Source organism: Ruegeria sp. BHSA163 (genome assembly GCF_059613365.1).
In genome coordinates this window covers 23,583-41,183 of record NZ_JBXWSJ010000017.1, presented here as the reverse complement: position 1 = coordinate 41,183, position 17,601 = coordinate 23,583, and the positions used below count along the sequence as shown (strand labels likewise).

Below are 17,601 nucleotides of genomic sequence, written 5' to 3'. Positions count from 1 at the left end.
AGTTAAACCAATGTCGAAAATGCACGTCAAACTTACAGTAAACGGCAAGCAGGTCGAAGGTCTGGCCGAGCCGCGTACGCTTTTGATTCATTTCCTACGAGAAGATCTAAAAATTACTGGTCCGCACATTGGCTGCGAAACCAGCCATTGTGGTGCTTGCACCGTCGATATTGACGGGAAGTCGGTGAAATCCTGCACAACCTTTGTTGCTCAGGTAAACGGAGCTGACGTCACAACCGTCGAAGGGCTGACCAACGACGACGGTAGCTTAGGCGTCCTTCAAGAGATGTTCCGTGAACATCACGGGCTGCAATGCGGATTCTGCACACCGGGCATGATCACCCGTGCGCATCGCCTGCTGCAGGAAAACCCGAACCCGACAGAAGAGGAAATCCGTTTTGGGATGGCTGGTAACCTCTGCCGCTGCACCGGTTACCAGAACATCGTAAAGGCCATCTCGGCTTCCGCCGACATGCTTAATGCTCAGAAGGAGGCCGCGGAATGAACGACCAGACAATGACACCCGAAGAACGCGCCGCCAATCTCAAAGGAATGGGCAGTTCGCGCAAACGCGTGGAGGACGTGCGATTCACTCAAGGCAAAGGCAATTATGTCGATGACATCAAGTTGGACGGAATGCTGTTTGGCGACTTTGTGCGCTCGCCTTACGCACATGCCCGTGTCGTCAGCGTAAACAAGGATGCAGCGCTTGCTCTGCCAGGCGTAATTGCAGTGCTGACCGCCGAGGACCTGTCGCCGCTGGGTCTCCATTGGATGCCGACTTTGGCAGGTGACAAACAGATGGTACTGGCCGATGGAAAGGTTCTGTTCCAAGGTCAAGAAGTCGCCTATGTCGTCGCCGAGGACCGCTATATTGCTGCAGACGCTGCAGAACTGGTTGAGGTTGAGTACGAAGAACTGCCAGTTCTGACCGATCCGTTCGAAGCGTTGAAGTCCGACGTTGTCCTGCGCGAAGACCTTGAGGGTCAAACCGAAGGAGCCCACGGGCCCAGAAAGCACCACAATCATATCTTCACCTGGGAACAAGGCGACAAGGACGCGACCGAGTCCGTTCTGGCAGAAGCCGACGTGGTGGCCGAAGAGATGGTGTATTACCACAGAACACATCCTTGCCCGCTGGAAACCTGTGGCTGTGTAGCGTCGATGGACAAAGTTACCGGCAAATTGACGCTTTACGGTACGTTCCAGGCTCCGCATGCGATCAGGACGGTCGTTTCACTGATATCTGGCCTTGCCGAACACAACATCCGCGTTATTAGCCCTGATATCGGTGGCGGTTTTGGCAACAAGGTTGGTGCCTATGCGGGTTACGTTTGTTCAGTAGTCGCATCTATTGTCACGGGAAAACCCGTTAAATGGGTCGAGGACCGGATGGAAAACCTGATGTCCACCGCATTCGCACGCGATTACTGGATGCAGGGCAAGATCGCTGCCACGAAAGAGGGTAAGATCACAGGCCTCTGGTGCCATACGACGGCGGACCATGGAGGATTTGACGCCTGCGCTGATCCAACCAAATTTCCTGCTGGGTTCATGAACATCTGTACTGGATCCTATGATATTCCGACGGCATATCTGGCGGTAGATGGTGTTTATACTAACAAGGCACCCGGTGGCGTAGCGTATCGTTGCTCTTTCCGCGTGACCGAGGCCGCATACTTCATCGAGCGCATGATCGAGGTTTTGGCTATCAAGCTGAACATGGATGCAGCCGAGTTGCGCCGGATCAATTTCATTAAGGCCGATCAGTTTCCGTATCAATCTGCGCTGGGCTGGGAATACGACTCGGGCGATTACCATACCGCTTGGGACAAGGCGTTGGAGGCCGTCGACTACAACGGCCTACGGGCTGAACAGGCACAGCGGATTGAGGATTTCAAAGCTGGCAAGACCCGCAAACTGCTTGGGATTGGGCTAACGCACTTCACAGAAATCGTTGGCGCAGGTCCGGTGAAGAATTGCGACATCCTAGGACTGGGTATGTTCGATTCCTGCGAAATTCGCATCCACCCAACTGGATCCGCCATCGCACGGCTTGGGACGATTAGCCAGGGTCAGGGTCATGCCACGACTTTTGCCCAGATTATTGCCAGTGAGATCGGCCTTCCAGCCGATGACATCACGCTTGAAGAAGGCGACACTGATACGGCACCCTACGGGCTTGGGACGTACGGTTCCCGGTCGACCCCGGTAGCGGGAGCGGCAACGGCAATGGCCGCTCGCAAAATCCGGGCCAAGGCGCAGATGATCGCCGCCTATCTGCTGGAAGTTCACGACGACGATGTCGAGTGGGATGTTGATCGCTTTGCAGTCAAAGGCGCGCCTGAGCGCTTCAAGACGATGAAGGAAATCGCCTTTGCCGCCTACAATCAAGCCATTCCGGGATTGGAACCTGGTCTTGAGGCGGTCAGTTATTATGACCCGCCGAATATGACATATCCATTTGGTGCCTATATCTGTGTTATGGAAATCGACGTAGATACCGGTGAGTGGGAAGTTAGGCAGTTCTATGCGCTTGACGATTGCGGAACCCGGATCAACCCGATGATCATCGAGGGGCAAGTCCACGGTGGCGTGACCGAGGCGTTGGCCATCGCAATGGGGCAAGAGATTGCTTATGATGAAATGGGCAACGTAAAGACCGGTACGCTTATGGACTTCTTCCTGCCGACAGCGTGGGAAACACCCAACTACACGACCGATCATACGGTGACACCGTCTCCGCACCATCCAATTGGCGCCAAGGGCGTAGGCGAGAGCCCGAATGTCGGCGGAGTGCCAGCATTTTCGAATGCTGTGCATGATGCATTCCGCCCATTTGGCCTTGTTCAGAGCCATATGCCGCACGATCATTGGCGCATCTGGAAAATTGCCAATGGTCTAGGGATGCACGGCTAAAAAACTCAAGCCGCTGCACTAGAATCCAGTGCAGCGGCTGTTCAGGAGACAGGCATGAGCTTGCAAGACATACAGCAAGGGCTCGCGAAAGTGGGTTACGTTGCGGGCGACCGCTTGACGATGGCGCTTCATCTGGCGCAGAAACTCGGCCGCCCCTTGCTGCTGGAAGGTCCAGCCGGAGTTGGTAAAACCGAAGTCGCCAAAGCACTCGCCGCTAAACTTGATACGAGGTTGATCCGGCTGCAGTGTTACGAAGGTCTCGACGCCAGCCACGCAATTTATGAGTGGAATTACCAACGGCAGTTGCTTGCAATTCGCGCCAGCGAGTCGCAAGGCGGAACAAGCGAAGCCCATCTTTTCACAGATGACTTCCTTTTAAAACGTCCCCTTCTGGAAGCTATCAGCGAGGAGGTGCCCCCAGTTCTTCTGATTGATGAGATTGATCGCGCCGATGAGGAGTTCGAAGCTTACTTACTGGAAATACTGTCAGATTTCCAGATTACCATACCTGAGCTTGGTACAATCCGAGCCCGTTCAAAACCCATCGTGATACTGACCGCAAACGGAACACGTGACCTATCGGACGCATTGCGACGCCGCTGTCTGTACAGTTTCATCGACTACCCGTCCCATGAAACCGAAATGGCAATTCTCAAGGCTCAAATGCCAAATATCGAAGGCTTGCTTGCACGACAAATTGTCGGAGTTGTGCAATCCCTGCGCAAAGAGGATCTTGAGAAGACGCCAGGTGTTGCCGAGATGCTTGATTGGGCAGCCGCCTTGTCTGGACTGGGGGTAAATGACCTTGCCAAGTCCCGCTCAGAGGTTCAGGCAACGCTTGTTTGCCTGCTTAAAACGGCCGCTGACTTTGATGCTGCTCCGCCCGAAATTATGGACCAGTTCATTGGAAAGGTCGCCTGATGCCGGTCACGCGCTTCCCTTCCCGAGCTGAAGGTCTGGCGGACAGGATGTCCGGTTTCATCGGGCATTTGAGAATGAACGGTTTGCGCGTCGGGCCAAAAGAAACCGGAGATGCATTGGCAGCCTTGTCTGCAGTCAATGCTGCGGATGCAGATCAAGCTCGGCGTGCGTTATGCGTTTTGCTTGCAGGAGATTCAGAAGACTGGAACCGCTTTGATGAACTGTTCGACGCTTATTGGTTCAACGCCGGAAAGCAAAGGACGGGAACGGCAAATACCGCGCATGTTCGGGTGCAGTCTGCAAAACCGATGATCTGGCAGACAGAAAGCCGGGCGGATAAACAAGACGCTGATGGGCCGGATAGCTCTGCGACTGTTGATCCGGGTGAAGGCGAAGCCGAAGGTATAGATGGTAAGCTGATCGCTACCCGAACCACAAACCTTGCGAGAAGAGATCTTCGCGAGCTTATGGATGATGAGGCTCTAAAAAGGGCCGAAACTGCTGCGATGTTGATTGCCCGTGCGATCCGTGACCGTCGGTCACGGCGTCGCAAACGCGCCCTGCGGGGACCGGCGCTGGATATGCGGCGCATTCAACGATCGAGTCTTGCACGTGGCGGTGAGCCAATCGACCTATACCGCCGTGCGCGCCCACCTCGCCCTATGCGAATAGTCGCTTTATGCGATGTCAGCGGATCCATGACAGTTTACTCGCGGGTTTTTCTGGCATTCCTCAAAGGACTTGTTGGCAGCGGGACAGAAGCGGACGCTTATTTGTTTCACACCCGTCTGATGCGCGTCACAGATGCGCTTCGCGACCACGACACCTTGCGAGCAGCAGGAAGACTGTCGCTGATGGCCGAAGGGTTTGGTGGCGGTACGGATATCTCTGGTAGCTTAGAGAGTTTTCTGGGCGGATATGGCGCACGGGCGCTTAATGGGCGTACGGTCGTTTTGATCCTTTCGGACGGATACTGCAGTTCCGATCCGCGGGCGCTGGGCTCAGTATTGGCTCGCATCCGGCGAAAGGCGCGGCGTATTGTTTGGCTAAATCCGTTGAAAGGGTGGGAAAACTATGAGCCTGCGGCTGCTGCGATCCAAGCAGCTTTGCCTCATCTGGATGCGCATCTGCCTGCTAATACTCTGGACGCTTTGGCGGCTTTAGAACCAGAGTTCCAAAAGTTGTGAAAGGAGACGTAATGCCGGGCTTCGACATATTCGACACAATCGACACGTTGCGCTCAAAAGGCGAAAGTTTCTGCGTTGCCACAGTATTGCGAACCGCGGACGTGACGTCGGCCAAGGCCGGGGCCAAGGCTGCAATAACTGGGACCGGCGAAATACTGGGGCATTTGGGCGGCGCTTGCGTGCAACGCGCTGTTCGCGCCTCTGCTGTCAAGGCGTTATCCAGCGGCGATCCGCAAATGATCCGCATTAAACCTTCTGACAAGGTGGTTTCCTTGGCGGACCCAGACGGGGTGCAGACCTTCAAAAGTGGATGCCCGTCTGGCGGAACTGTCGACTTGCTGGTTGAGCCGTATCAACATGCCCCCAAATTGGTGATTTTTGGGGATACGCCAATTGCTTCGGCGCTTCGGGCTCATGCGACACTGGCCGGACTTCGGGTTTGCCTGCCCAAAGGGACTGTTGGTGAAGCCTATTCTGAATTTGACCCAGACGACCTGCCTGCGCTGGGCATCCAGCCTCGTGATTTTGTTGTTGTCGCCTCGCAGGGCAAGGGTGATGCGGTTGCGTTAAAGTCTGCACTGCAATCACCTGCCAGAAGAGTTTCAATGGTGGCCAGCCGCCGCAAGGCACAGGTCTTGTGTGACAGGTTGATATCGCTGGGGATGAACCCCGCCCGAGTCGAACAATTAAAGGCACCCGCGGGGCTTGATATTCACGCGGTCGATCCACACGAAATCGCGTTGTCGATTTTGGCTGAGATCATTTTTTGGCGGAATATCGACAAATCGGAGGAAGCATCACATGATGAAAAGACGGCTTAAACCGCGGTGTAACTTCCAATTCAAACACCTCGAATTGACGGTGAAAGAAGCGGCGTAAGAGGCGCTTTGCGTCTACCTAAGATGTTGTTGAGAAAGGAAATCTAAATGGAGCTGACTGACGAAATCCGCATATCCGCGCCGCGGGATGTGGTATATGCGGCCTTGAACGATCCGGATGTTCTGCGAGAATGTATTCCCGGCTGCGAGGAACTGACACAGGCTGCGCCCGATCAGCTCGAGGCTAAAGTGGTCCTTAAAATCGGTCCGGTAAAGGCGCGTTTCGCTGGCGAGGTGACCTTGGACACAACAAACGCACCGAACGGCTTCAGCCTGTCAGGCGAGGGCAAGGGTGGAGCGGCCGGATTTGCCAAGGGTGGCGCGGACGTAACCCTGACCGAGGACGGCGGCGAGACGGTTCTGACTTACACTGCAAAGGTTGATATCGGCGGAAAGATCGCCCAACTGGGCAGCCGATTGATTGCAGGGACTGCAAAGAAACTATCGGGCAAGTTCTTTACTAAGTTCGGCGAATTGGTATCCGAACAATCCGCAGCTTGAAGCAGCGCAAAAATGAAAGTGGGGGCAAGCTATATTTGCCCCTGTCCTAGTTCGAAGGCGCTGCGCTAAGCGTACGAATTTTCTAAAAAACGACACTGGATTGCGGTGGATCTCCTCGCCAGGCAAAGGCAATAAATGCCCTATGCCATTGCTGACGGGTGAAGCTTTGAATGGAAATTTTTTGATGGGTTGGTGCCCAGGAGAGGACCTAGTTGGAGGTATTAATTATTATAAATCAAATATTTATGAGTTGCGACATTTGATTTGTGGACTCGAATGTGGACCTGATTGGAGGAGCTAAACGATCGTACACCCAACCCTTGAGGCAGCGACAAAAACTTTTCAGACTCGAACAACCAACTCCCTAGAGCTTGAACACCTCAGGGGCTTTTACGGTTGATCCTCGACGTCCGAATGAAATTGGTCTCTACCTACAATAGCCAGCTCGCCTCAAACGAGATTTCGCTGCCGGTGTTTCCAGCTGCCGGTATCGCCCACCCGAGAACCTCGCGCAATCCAGTGCATGTCCCGCAGCAATCACGGCAGCGCCAATATCTTGTCCGTCGGCATAACAAACACCAACCCAACGATCATAGGTACGCTCACCGTTCAGTTTGCACTCGATGTTCTTGCCTCGCAGGAAGTTCACCATCCAGCGTTTAGCGTCCTGACCAGAACGAGTGCCAAGTTCTGGCGCATCCACTCCGTTCAGGCGAACGGGAGTGCCATCGACAACGATCGTATCTGCGTCGCGTACTTGGAGGCCACCAGCAGCGGCAGTCGTGGCGAAAAGAGCCACAGCAATTGTTAGCATCTTGAACAAGACAAATTCCTCGGTGTTGCGTGTTAGTCGATTACTTGAGTTGCTATGCGTGTATCCAAGAGTTCTTCTTCGACGAGCGCATAGATTTCGTCAGGTGGAGTGTTCAGAGAGTACAGCATGAGCGACGGTTCCACGCCCATGTCGATGAGATGTTGCATCGTTTCGCCTTGTCCCATTTGGATACCTTCAACTGCGAAGACGACTGGTATCAGGCGAGGCTGATCGTAGTAGTGCTGATGCATACCAACAATGCTACGGAGCGAGACGATGCGCTCCTCCCCACCTGCTAGGATGTAAGGGCATGAGGACACGCACATCGCGCCAGCCAGAACTGCAGAAGATAGCTCCGCTTCTCTGACCTTCTCACCGATGGACAACGCCTCTGACACCATTCCACCGGGGCTGTGAAGTGCCACGAGGTCCGGTTTCTCTTGCATGTCGGATAGGTACGAAGCAAATCGCGATGAGTCGTCCACTTCTATTTGCCCAGTGAGAAGCAATACACTCCCCAGCCCTTCCACTTCCACTACAGAGAAATCCAATCTTTCTGGAAAAGCCTCTGGCATCGGTATTTCTAGTGGCCCGTCTTGTAGCAGAAGCGACGGATCAGAACGGTCGGTACGATATTCCCGACGTTGATCGCCGGGAGACACTGGTCCCGTAGGGAGTTCAACTCGCTCTTTGAACGGGTTTGGAATGACGCCAACAACATCGAACGCAATCAGAACACCTGCGATCACGAGCTGCAAAATCAGAACGTACCGTAGCCCAGAGCGTGGATCGAGACGATTTAAAATACCCATCAAGCTTGATCTTTTTGCGTCGTAGCGCGGTTAAGTATGGCGGCGTCCGCCACACCCATTGTTGCCTCGACGTCCTTCATGGCGTTCATAGCGGCTCTGAGGTCGGAGAGTGTCAGCGTATCCTCTATGCTCATACCGTCCTTGCCGCTGCGAATTGCGGCTTGGGTGATAGCCAGCACGAATACCAACACGGCGGGCAGCAAGTCGATTGCGATTGCTCCGGCCCACGAAGGTACGAAGTTGTGGGCGTATTTGATTACAGCATCGGCACTGGAAATCGGATTGTATGCCGTCTCGATTGGCGGCTCCATGTCCAATACCTCGTCAGCTGCGTTCTTGAGTGTCTTGCTTCGTTGGTCCAGAGCGTTCAAAACGGAATTGATAGTGGATGATTGCGCGTCGCGTACGTCGGAGCTTCGACCATCAAGCTCTGGAAGTACGACTGACGATGGCAAGTCTTCGGCAGCACGAGCAACAAGTGGTGCTACGCTGTATTGGTTGAGACGAGAGATGACGCCGGCCAGCTTTACGCTTTCCTCAGAAAACTGAACCGAGCGACGATCCACTGGACCGGGTGCAACGGTAAGCTCACGCATCTTTGCGAGGATTTCGTTGCCTTGTTGGAAAGCTTCCTCGATAGGTTCTTGCTGTGCAGCGATCTGTTCCTCCAGGTTACGCAATTCCTCAGCCTTTTGAGTAAGAACACGGAACACGGCACCTCGACCAGCTGTACCTGATAGATCACCAGACTGCTCGAGTTCAGCGAGTTCCTCAAAACTCTGTCGGGCGCGTTCCACCTCGCGACCCAACGCTTGACCGCTGAGAGCGATGTCGTGAGCTTGCTCAAGGGCTGCTTGGTAGTCACGCACAGTGTTTTCGAGGTGTTGTTCAACCGCTGCTGAGCCAGCGAGAGCTGCAGCATTGAGCCAGCTGGACATGGCAATAATGGCAACAGAGCCGACAATGGTTGAGATAGTTAGCCCGATAAAACCGCTCGCAGTGCGCATTGAAGGCAACAGCCGGAGCATGTAGCTCCAGAACACAAAAATGCCGACAGACACAGCTATCGAATAGGCCACGGCAGCGAAGAATGAGACCGCACCGTTGTCTTCAAGCAGCGAAGATACACCGAGATATGTGTAAATCCCTGACGCTATAGCGAGGACACCCAAGGCTGCGGGAGTGAAGGTGTCAAGCCAAGCGAGATGACCTTCGAGTTCTTTTGCAGTCCGAAGCCCTTTTGCTTCTTCGGCAGTCAGCCGGTCTTTGTTCTCTGTCATGGCAACACTTACTCCACACTCTTGACGCGATACAACGCCACATAATCATTCACTGAAATATTTCACGTGGGTTTGCACATCACGCCGCAGCGAAGAGATTGCTTGTGAGAACCTGCCATTCTCATTGGATTTTCCGCCAGTTTTCATTCTGAGCTCTAGGCGGTGTGGAAAACTACAACTAACTGAAATTTAAGCCCGTTCTTTTGGGCCTATCTGTAAATGGAGTTGAACATTCTAATAGTCCTTTGAGTGACCTCTCTCTGAGAGGAGACTGGTTCGCAACCCTCCGGACAAAAAAATGACATGCTTTCAGGGCATCAACCTTGGCGTGTACTTGAGTCAGCCTTGATCTGGTGAAGCAATTTTGAACGACCTAACGTTGGGAGACCTGTTTCGTGGAGACTTTTGTTGTTTTAGGATTGGTATTGGCAGGTGCGGTGTATTTGGCATTCCGCAGCAACAGGTACAAAGACACGACAACGCCCCCGAGAGAGTCACAGTCGGACAAAAATCCTAGATTAACTACTGGGCAGCGACAACGCACGTCGCCGCAGCGGCGTTTTGATCCAAGCCATACGGTACCACGGCCAAGCGTCTCGATATTGACGGGTTCCGCTTACGTAGTGGATGGCGACACGCTGGTCATAAAGAAAACCCAGGTCAGGTTGTTTGGTGTCGATGCGCCCGAGATGAACCACCCTTACGGGAAGAAAGCAAAATGGGCGCTCGTTTCTCTCTGCAAGGGAAAAAAAATTAGGGCTGAAGTAACAGATCAAGACACCCACGGTCGTACAGTTGCAAAGTGCTACTTGGAGGACGGCCGTGATCTATCTGCTGAAATGGTCAAACTTGGCTTAGCGATAGACTGGCCAAAATTCTCAGGTGGAAAATATCGATCAATGGAAAAGCCCGATGCTCGAAAGAAGCTCTGGCTAGCCAACGCAAGGCAGAATGGACATATGGGGCTGTGGAAGAAATATGAAGAGAAAGAAGCCGCTCGGAAGATGAACGGTTAACACTATTGGCAGCTGTCCCTCAGATTAAGAGTTACGAGAGCGATCATAGATCGACGAAGCTGCCTTCTGGCCTTGGTAGTCGCTCGTATTTACTTGCATCTTTCAATGCAGTTCCGAGAGTGTCCATATTGTGTTGCCCACGACGCTTTGAAAGCATTGCGGCTCCTTTCGACCTCGCTTGATTGAGAGCATTAATCAGTTACTGATTGAATTCAACACGCTGGGCCACGAGGCTTCTTGAGAAATGAAATCCTAGCTACGACTAAGAAGCGACAGCAGTCGAAAATCAGGTTGCGATTGGCTGACTTCCACTAGGAATGGTTTTGTTTTTGAAAGCTTCCCTTCTGCAATCAACCTTTTCTTTCGTGTCTTGTACGCCCTTTTCACAACAGTTGCGTTCCAAGAGGGAAAGTCTGCTAGTTCTTTAATCTCGAGCACCTCTAAGATGTCGTTGCCATCTGATCCAGGAACGAAGAGCGCTTTGTAAAGCCAAAGGTTGTTGCTTCGGAGGGCATCATCCCACTGTTTGATTTCAGGAAGCTGGTTCTCCAATTCTTGCCCATACAATTTTGTGCTTTTTACTTTTTGTCGTAATTCGTACTGGAAGCGACCAATAACAAAGCCACGCTCGAGCACGTATTTTTTGATGTCATTCTTCTTCATATGAATTTCTTGCAACGCTTTCCGTGCCAATGCCTTTCGTGTTTCGTTGTTAAGATTTTTTTCGAACATACCCATGAAACTTCCTTATGTTGTGGGTTGCGGTTAGGAGCGGTTGCTCCGGTTTGCAGAAAGTCCAACTTTTGGTCCTGCAGATAAGTCGCACCAAAGATCAGGCTTTGATGCGGATTTTTGGTGCTTGGAAATTTGGTTCGAAGAACACGAACCACTTTGGTGACGCCTAATGGCGTCCCCCAGTTTGGAAATAGCTAACTCTTGAAGCTGCTTCGCTTCTGTAATGGTACAGTTGGATGGGCCGAAAGCGCTGTGAGTTACGTACTCCGTAAGGGTCCGTTTGGAGACCTCTGTCGAAGATGAGCCTTCTGGCACTCCAATGAAGCTGATTTCCTCAGCATCAGAGAAGATGTCTGCAGAACCGCCACAGTGATGCTCAGAGAGTCACTGACCTTACATCCGACAGGGGTTGTTAATGGCGTCCCCCCAGCATGGAAATAGATAACTCTTTAAGCTGCTTCGCTTCTGTAACGGTACAGTTGGATGGGCCGAAAGCGCTGTGAGTTACTACTCCGATAGAGTCCGTTTGGAGACCTCTGTCGAAGATGAGCCTTCTGGCACTCCAATGAAGCTGATTTCCTCAGCATCAGAGAAGATGTCTGCAGAACCGCCACAGTGATGCTCAGAGAGTCACTGAGAGGCCTAGCGAGTCCTGATAGGGGTTGCCCAACTCAGCCCCAAATGCCTCTCCTGTGGATTTATGTATGCCCACTGAACTGATCTATCGAAGCGGTTTCATCAGAGGCAGATACTGCATCCAAAAGGACATCAAAAAAAGCCGCTAGTGTTTTCCACTGCGACCCATGGTTTCGAAGTTTTTGAAGAATGCTCCGAGCACTTTATCATCGACTGATAATTTGTCCCCAGGTAAAGGACCTATAAACGCGTCTCTTCACTTTCTAGAAAAGCGGACCTTGGTTCGCAGTGCAGAGGATGACTGCATTGAGCCCAATGCGGACGCTAAGTTCAAGCGGCTTTCTAAGCCTATAGCCAGCTGGTTATAGATTGACTTAGATCATTTGTTTCTTGGTCCCAATGACGAATTATTGATCCTATGAACGCCCGACTAAACATATCATTGATGCTCGCAGCTCTTTGCTTTCTTATCCCAAGTGTCTCGCTTTCAGAGAGCGCTGAATATTATATTGACAGTAGGATAAACCTTCAGTTTGAAACTCCTAAAGAGTGTAACCTCTCGAAAACCCCGCGAGATCAAGTCACGAATTGCCAGTGGGTGGCATCGGACGGTGGAACGCGAGGCGTTTACTTAGTCGCATTTCGACGCCCTGTGGAAGCGGTTCTGAAAGAGCTAGGAGTGCGCCGCACTCAATTTAATACTGAACCAAATAAGTATCTGATGAACTTGCTCAAGCACCTCGAAGAAATAGCTAGATCTATCCCACCGGCTCCGAATCAAACTCTAGTAAACCTAAATTCTCGCCCATATTCGCTTTCGCAAAACTCAGAGCTTCTTGAAGTTTGTTTGGCGTATGACTTTGACTTTACAGATATTGCCTTCGACGAGCCTATTCGCCTGGATAATACTGGCGTTCGATGCGCCGGGTATGATCTCACAAAGGGGTGGGTTCTAATAATTTTCATTGAATATGTGAATTCGCATACTGACCGCTTAGATCAGCGAGCCGAGGGCTTCGAAAAGGAAGCTGGCCGCGTCATAAATAGTTTGAATGTCATTCGAAAATAAGCGTCTTGCTGGAGCGTGAGATGGCGTTTCCAAAGGCCTCAGCTTTTGAAGTCCTCTATCAAATGACCGAAACGGTAAATTACCTTGACTGCTTTGTCCGCAGAGTGGTCTTTCATATCTGGCACTGAGGTTGACCGCCTTTCTTCAATTTGAAAGTCATGACCCTAAATCCGATAGGCGCTGTCAATGGACGTACGTCAGAGTTTCTATCTCTTGAAGGTACAGTTGGAGGCACCTTGCCTTGGATCAATCCAAAGGAACTGCGACCCTGAGCTGCAATATCATCGGGACTCAGTTGCCTATGAACTTGAAATACTCAGCTTCAGTCCAATTCACGGAGGGACCGATTCTCAGAAGCAATAATAAGAATAATAAACCCCCTCTTTTTTGAAGTCGTTTTCCAAAACCCCCCACCCCTTAGTTTCCAGCTAAAAGTTCTGCCAATAGACCTTGCCTCAGTGACAGCTTCTCAGGGCGGCGGATTTGTCTGTCTATGGAGTCGGATTTCACTTTTGGCAGACACTCTGCCTCGACTCCTAAGAACCTAATGGCAGACAAGGAGATTACCGCCATGTTGATTGGATACGCCAGAACATCGACTTTGGAACAGAATGCCGGCTTAGAGGCTCAAAGAGAGTCACTGAGGGTCATGGGTTGTGAGCGGCTTTACGAGGAGCAGACCAGCTCAGTGGCTGTCAGGGAGTCGCTCAAGGCCGCTATGGACTATGCCCGTGAAGGGGACACTTTGGTCGTAACAAAATTAGATCGCTTGGCCCGATCAGTGCGGCATCTAGGTGAGATCGTTGAGGGGCTGGAAGCTAAGCGTGTTGGCCTTCGCGTCCTTGATCTTGGACTTGATACCTCGAACGCTACAGGAAAGCTGATGCTCAACGTGCTTGGGTCGGTGGCCCAATTCGAGCGGGAGATTATGCTGGAACGACAGCGTGAAGGCATCGTCAAAGCCAAGTCGATGGGTAAGTACAAAGGTCGAAAGCCAACAGCAAAGTTGAAAGCACCACAAATCCGGGAGTTAGCAGCACAAGGGGCATCCAAACGTGAAATCGCTATGCAGGTCGGGGTTTCAGAGCGATCGGTTTATCGTGTCCTTTCAATCTAATTGAGCTGTCGAAAGAAATTGGTGGTGGAACAGATAGGCTGAAAAAGAGGAAGAAAGGTTGGACTATCTTCGTAGAAAAGCGTCTATGAGGACCTTCAGTGAACGGCAGGCGTTAAGGATTGAGCGTTAGGGCGAGAGATTGGACAGAGTTGATCGAGTTACATGTCCTGTTTGCTCAAATCCTCAAAGCCTCGCCGTTCTACTTCAACCATTCCCAGCGTTCTTTGTAATTCGGAGCAATGTGCTCAACGTGCCTCCAAAGCTTGGGACCGTGATCGTGTTAGGGAAGATGACACAACTCATGAACAACGATGTATTCCACGATATTTTGGGGTGCTATGATTATGCGCCAATGTTATGTGACATCTCCACTTGAAGAATACGATCCCCAACGAGCTTTGTAGTCTTTAAGATCAGCGGATTTTAGGGTGACACCGATGATGGACGCATACCGCTTGGTCTTGTCCAGCAGTTTGGTGAGTGCGTGAGCACGATACCTTTGCTCTAGCGACGTCCTCACGGGCCGTTCTAGATCGCTACCTGAGATACCTTTCTCTACATCTACAGTCAGACAACTACCCACACTTCCTGACATTTCCAACTTAACTGAAAAGGCTTTTCCTAAAGCAATTCAGGCACCCACCTGACGGGTAGTCAGATGGGCGCAATAATGTTTGCATTGATGGTTGGCTAGGCTTCTTGCCTGATACGGGTTCGGCAGTAGGAGCACATTTTTCAAAACGGCGAGATCAACATCATTCACACCAAAAACTGGGTTCTTTGAAACCGACCACCGTGAAGCTGTTCTGCGCGTTGGGTTTTGCAAACAGTGTATACAGACACTCCGAGTAAGTCGTACCTCCACCGTAAGTCGTTGCCGTAGCGTAGTTTCCATACCCCTGAATATTTGTCGTCGTGGGGGCGGTATATGATGTAGTAAAACTCCATTGAAAAGCAGTGCGCCCGTCAGGCAGCTTTACGACATTGCTGGGCGGCCCGTAATCTAGCACGACATCCGTAATGTCTCGCCCAACATAACTTTTCATAATCTCAGATGCACAACCTGCAAGCGCTAGAATTGTTACCGCAATAGCAGTCAATTTTATCATCCCACGTTCCAGTCCATTTCTTGTCATTCTAGGCAGGTGTTTGGGGCACCCTGAGCAACGACTTCTTGCCAATTCGGACCGAGAGTGGCCCGAGCATCAATCGCGTTTGCTGCCTCAGGGTCATTTGCTTTGAACATTACTGCAACAAGTGCGGCGTCTCGTGATCCCCCATAGATAGGTGTCGCTGTTGTGTACCCAGAATAGCTTCCAGTGTTACCATATGTGTTTATTGTGCCAGTCGTGTTGTAATTGGCTCCAACAACTCGAACGTTATTTTGTGCATCCATTGCGGCGATGTAATACTTGTCGTAACCCAATCTGATGGTTTCGACCGCCGCCATGCGAGCTACTAGTTTCTTTGCGCCTGACGAACCACAAGCTGGGGCAGCACTTACATCAATACGGACTACGTTTTGAGCAAGTTGTGTGGTCGTGGATGAGGCGCAAGCGCCAAGAAGTGTGAGCAACGACAACACGCCGATGCAACTGGCAATTTTCATTATCTTTCTCCCGAGATTTCTTCTGCTTGGTTAGGCAACCAGTTCGTCTGCAGCAACTCCTGCAAGCACGACAACAAGCGCTTTCAGCATTTGATACATGTTTCGCCGATCGACGTAGCTTAACGCATAATCGAGCTGGTGGGCATTGCTTTGACTTCGATCAAAAAACACTGAGAGAATGCGTATTTAGGGCAGTTAGGCGAGGGCAAAGAGAAACTCGGTAGGATACAGCCGTTTCTAAGGCGCTTCGTGAGATGCAATAGGATCTATACAGCGAGTAATATCGTGCTACGACTGTCCGTACTGCCAGCTAAGCCTTTGTGTGAGTAGCCGCCCGAGCGTTTCGTCATTCGCACTCAATAAATGTTGTGAAACTTGTTGCCGTCTCAGCGATTTCTTCGGGCTCCAACCGCTGATCATCCAAACTCAATCTAGGTTCAATTCCATTTTGGGCGAGGAATAGTCTTGCGATCTCCCCCCGAATGGCAAAGTTGACGTTCTGCGGAACGTCCCCCAATGCGTCAGCCACTTTGAGTTCATTCAACTTTGCCACCACCACGCCAACGACCTCACCGTCAGAAGCAAGCAGAGGACCGCCTGAGTTACCACTTTGGATTGGACTTGTAATCTGCATCGTAGCTGAATCTCCTCCTAAGCCCTTAAGTGACGAGACCGACCCTCTTGTAATATTGAGGCCGCCGAGCATTCCAGCATACGGGTATCCAGCCGCAGTAACATCTGAATTGAGTTTTGCTGAACTTGCTGAAAACACGGCAACCCCTTTGTTATGAACTGCGTCTGACCTTAGCAGCGCCAGATCAAATTCCTCAGAAACGGCAACGACTTGAGCGCTTTGCCCGTCCACGGAAATTGCTTTGCATCCCTCGATGACGTGCGCATTTGTCAGAACGTGCCCGGCTTCCGAAACGACGAATCCGCTTCCTGAACTTCCTGAGACACTTTCTTCGTTGGAAGGTGGAGTGTTGGCTGAACTTGTTCGGTCGTCTTCTGCCTGTTCGATTGCATCAATTGTTCGTTTTACCACGTAATCAAGTTTGCCACCGGTCGTGAAGGACAACGGCTGTACTCGATTGGGCGAGATACTAGACGCAACCGTGCCCAATACGGCCGCATCTCGTTCATTTGATGACAGCATCACAGTTGACCAGGACCCGTTAACGAAGTCAGAACGCGTGTAGAGTATTGAACCATCTCGTTCTGTGGCCGACGAGACAGCCAAGTTCGACTTACGCACAGAATAGGGTTGCGACGCACTGTCGTGAGTTCTCATTGTGAAGTCGTGTAGGTTCTGTGTGATGTCCTGACTGTGAATGCCCATCGAAATTGCAAGGCTACTTCTTGTATGGCGATAATTCACAAAGTATTCGGAGTCGGCCTCACGAACGATCGTCTTTTCGGGCCACAAGAGCGACAAACCCAAGCCGGAAAAGTAATTGAACTCCCACCCATTGTCAGACAGACGCTCAAATAACGACCAAGCAAGCATTGCCATGTGCCAGTCTTCAGGTGCAGTACCAAACTCGCTTTGAGAGTACCTGCGCAATGCCCGGTCGCTAATCCGCCCCCATGCCCCGTCTAACAAGCCTTGATACTTTCCTTCAAAGGCTAATGCGGTCTGAAGAAAGCGCTTGTCTTGGTATGTCAGGTCGCTGGCATCAAAGTCCCGGAAAAGAACTTCAAAGTCTTGAGAGTACGCTTTGTTCGGTGCTTCCAGCCAGAAAAACAACAATAAAAACAGACAGAAGAGTTTATTCAAGCCAGACTTCTGCAACTTAGGAACCCGTACTAGTTTTAGTTTTTGTTGGCCTTAAAGTCTTACAGAGAAACTTCTTTGACCACCCCTCGTAGCAAGAATTGCGTACATCGCAATTAGATATGGCTCAAATCCAACAGTGAGCTGCATCGCTGTGGACCAATTTGAAACGCGCCAGTAAGAACAGCGTTTCTCCCCACTTGAATGCGACCATCAGTGGGTGGAGTTGTAGATTGATCTACCCAAATCAACGGTGAACTTAAGTGATCATCCCTTACGCCTCATGGTAATGCGTATCGATCTCTTAATGTGTTTTGGAGACTATTGGGCCAA

General features: G+C 51.3%; 15 protein-coding genes and 1 pseudogene. 8 read left to right on the top strand and 8 right to left on the bottom strand.

Translation table 11 applies throughout. The features are described from left to right. Positions 1–10: 10 nt before the first annotated feature. From AC2FNV_RS09910 to AC2FNV_RS09885, 6 genes are all read left to right on the top strand, one after another. Entirely contained in the window at positions 11–505 is a 495-nt protein-coding gene (locus AC2FNV_RS09910; protein WP_155149197.1) for a (2Fe-2S)-binding protein, read from the top strand. After that, positions 502–2,919, top strand: coding sequence for an aerobic carbon-monoxide dehydrogenase large subunit (locus AC2FNV_RS09905; protein WP_170481160.1), 2,418 nt, complete (start codon positions 502–504; stop codon positions 2,917–2,919). The genes AC2FNV_RS09910 and AC2FNV_RS09905 overlap by 4 nt, the downstream gene beginning before the upstream one ends. Positions 2,920–2,973: 54 nt before the next feature. Further along, positions 2,974–3,840: an AAA family ATPase gene (locus AC2FNV_RS09900; RefSeq protein ID WP_170481163.1), complete on the top strand. Its 867-nt coding sequence runs from the start codon at positions 2,974–2,976 to the stop codon at positions 3,838–3,840. After that, on the top strand, positions 3,840–5,027 hold the full coding sequence (locus AC2FNV_RS09895; RefSeq protein WP_170606578.1) for a vWA domain-containing protein: 1,188 nt from the start codon (positions 3,840–3,842) through the stop codon (positions 5,025–5,027). The genes AC2FNV_RS09900 and AC2FNV_RS09895 overlap by 1 nt, the downstream gene beginning before the upstream one ends. A gap of 11 nt (positions 5,028–5,038) precedes the next feature. After that, positions 5,039–5,848, top strand: a complete 810-nt coding sequence (locus AC2FNV_RS09890) for an XdhC family protein (RefSeq protein WP_170606580.1) — start codon at positions 5,039–5,041, stop codon at positions 5,846–5,848. A gap of 105 nt (positions 5,849–5,953) precedes the next feature. Beyond that, on the top strand, positions 5,954–6,406 hold the full coding sequence (locus AC2FNV_RS09885; protein ID WP_170606581.1) for an SRPBCC family protein: 453 nt from the start codon (positions 5,954–5,956) through the stop codon (positions 6,404–6,406). Positions 6,407–6,833: 427 nt separating this feature from the next. On the opposite strand, the gene AC2FNV_RS09880 is transcribed toward AC2FNV_RS09885, so the two are convergent. The 3 genes from AC2FNV_RS09880 to AC2FNV_RS09870 are packed head-to-tail and all read right to left on the bottom strand — an operon-like array spanning position 6,834 to position 9,312. Next, entirely contained in the window at positions 6,834–7,220 is a 387-nt protein-coding gene (locus AC2FNV_RS09880; RefSeq protein WP_170481314.1) for a thermonuclease family protein, read from the bottom strand. 32 nt (positions 7,221–7,252) lie between these two features. Then, entirely contained in the window at positions 7,253–8,032 is a 780-nt protein-coding gene (locus AC2FNV_RS09875) for a COG3904 family protein (RefSeq protein ID WP_496773160.1), read from the bottom strand. After that, on the bottom strand, positions 8,032–9,312 hold the full coding sequence (locus tag AC2FNV_RS09870; protein ID WP_170481206.1) for a hypothetical protein: 1,281 nt from the start codon (positions 9,310–9,312) through the stop codon (positions 8,032–8,034). The genes AC2FNV_RS09875 and AC2FNV_RS09870 overlap by 1 nt, the downstream gene beginning before the upstream one ends. Positions 9,313–9,707: 395 nt before the next feature. Between AC2FNV_RS09870 and AC2FNV_RS09865 the strand changes: the two genes are divergently transcribed. After that, positions 9,708–10,328 carry a thermonuclease family protein gene (locus tag AC2FNV_RS09865; RefSeq protein WP_496773158.1) on the top strand — a complete coding sequence of 207 codons (621 nt, stop codon included), beginning with the start codon at positions 9,708–9,710 and terminating at the stop codon, positions 10,326–10,328. Positions 10,329–10,580: 252 nt separating this feature from the next. On the opposite strand, the gene AC2FNV_RS09860 is transcribed toward AC2FNV_RS09865, so the two are convergent. Continuing rightward, positions 10,581–11,066 (bottom strand): hypothetical protein, encoded by a 486-nt coding sequence (locus tag AC2FNV_RS09860; RefSeq protein WP_496773156.1) that lies wholly within the window; start codon positions 11,064–11,066, stop codon positions 10,581–10,583. A gap of 2,273 nt (positions 11,067–13,339) precedes the next feature. Here AC2FNV_RS09860 and AC2FNV_RS09855 point away from each other — a divergent pair. Then, the gene (locus tag AC2FNV_RS09855; RefSeq protein WP_496773154.1) at positions 13,340–13,885 is read left to right on the top strand and encodes a recombinase family protein; all 546 of its coding nucleotides are present in this window, start codon (positions 13,340–13,342) and stop codon (positions 13,883–13,885) included. A gap of 280 nt (positions 13,886–14,165) precedes the next feature. Here the strand turns inward: AC2FNV_RS09855 and AC2FNV_RS09850 are convergent. The 4 genes and pseudogenes from AC2FNV_RS09850 to AC2FNV_RS09835 form a co-directional block, all read right to left on the bottom strand. Continuing rightward, positions 14,166–14,516: pseudogene (locus tag AC2FNV_RS09850) on the bottom strand (YgjP-like metallopeptidase domain-containing protein). A 124-nt stretch (positions 14,517–14,640) separates the two neighbouring features. Continuing rightward, complete coding sequence (locus AC2FNV_RS09845) at positions 14,641–14,994, bottom strand: hypothetical protein (RefSeq protein ID WP_254448054.1); 354 nt, start codon at positions 14,992–14,994, stop codon at positions 14,641–14,643. Between the two features lie 23 nt (positions 14,995–15,017). Further along, positions 15,018–15,494, bottom strand: coding sequence for a hypothetical protein (locus AC2FNV_RS09840; protein WP_170481216.1), 477 nt, complete (start codon positions 15,492–15,494; stop codon positions 15,018–15,020). Positions 15,495–15,840: 346 nt separating this feature from the next. Continuing rightward, on the bottom strand, positions 15,841–17,271 hold the full coding sequence (locus tag AC2FNV_RS09835; protein WP_170481218.1) for a S1C family serine protease: 1,431 nt from the start codon (positions 17,269–17,271) through the stop codon (positions 15,841–15,843). Between the last annotated feature and the right edge of the window lie 330 nt (positions 17,272–17,601).

Excerpts from the sequence above, each read along its gene's own strand:
- AC2FNV_RS09910 (WP_155149197.1), top strand. The coding sequence starts at position 11 with ATGTCGAAAATGCACGTCAAACTTACAGTAAACGGCAAGCAGGTCGAA.
- AC2FNV_RS09905 (WP_170481160.1), top strand. The coding sequence starts at position 502 with ATGAACGACCAGACAATGACACCCGAAGAACGCGCCGCCAATCTCAAA.
- AC2FNV_RS09900 (WP_170481163.1), top strand. The coding sequence starts at position 2,974 with ATGAGCTTGCAAGACATACAGCAAGGGCTCGCGAAAGTGGGTTACGTT.
- AC2FNV_RS09895 (WP_170606578.1), top strand. The coding sequence starts at position 3,840 with ATGCCGGTCACGCGCTTCCCTTCCCGAGCTGAAGGTCTGGCGGACAGG.
- AC2FNV_RS09890 (WP_170606580.1), top strand. The coding sequence starts at position 5,039 with ATGCCGGGCTTCGACATATTCGACACAATCGACACGTTGCGCTCAAAA.
- AC2FNV_RS09885 (WP_170606581.1), top strand. The coding sequence starts at position 5,954 with ATGGAGCTGACTGACGAAATCCGCATATCCGCGCCGCGGGATGTGGTA.
- AC2FNV_RS09880 (WP_170481314.1), bottom strand. The coding sequence starts at position 7,220 with ATGCTAACAATTGCTGTGGCTCTTTTCGCCACGACTGCCGCTGCTGGT.
- AC2FNV_RS09875 (WP_496773160.1), bottom strand. The coding sequence starts at position 8,032 with ATGGGTATTTTAAATCGTCTCGATCCACGCTCTGGGCTACGGTACGTT.
- AC2FNV_RS09870 (WP_170481206.1), bottom strand. The coding sequence starts at position 9,312 with ATGACAGAGAACAAAGACCGGCTGACTGCCGAAGAAGCAAAAGGGCTT.
- AC2FNV_RS09860 (WP_496773156.1), bottom strand. The coding sequence starts at position 11,066 with ATGGGTATGTTCGAAAAAAATCTTAACAACGAAACACGAAAGGCATTG.
- AC2FNV_RS09855 (WP_496773154.1), top strand. The coding sequence starts at position 13,340 with ATGTTGATTGGATACGCCAGAACATCGACTTTGGAACAGAATGCCGGC.
- AC2FNV_RS09845 (WP_254448054.1), bottom strand. The coding sequence starts at position 14,994 with ATGATAAAATTGACTGCTATTGCGGTAACAATTCTAGCGCTTGCAGGT.
- AC2FNV_RS09840 (WP_170481216.1), bottom strand. The coding sequence starts at position 15,494 with ATGAAAATTGCCAGTTGCATCGGCGTGTTGTCGTTGCTCACACTTCTT.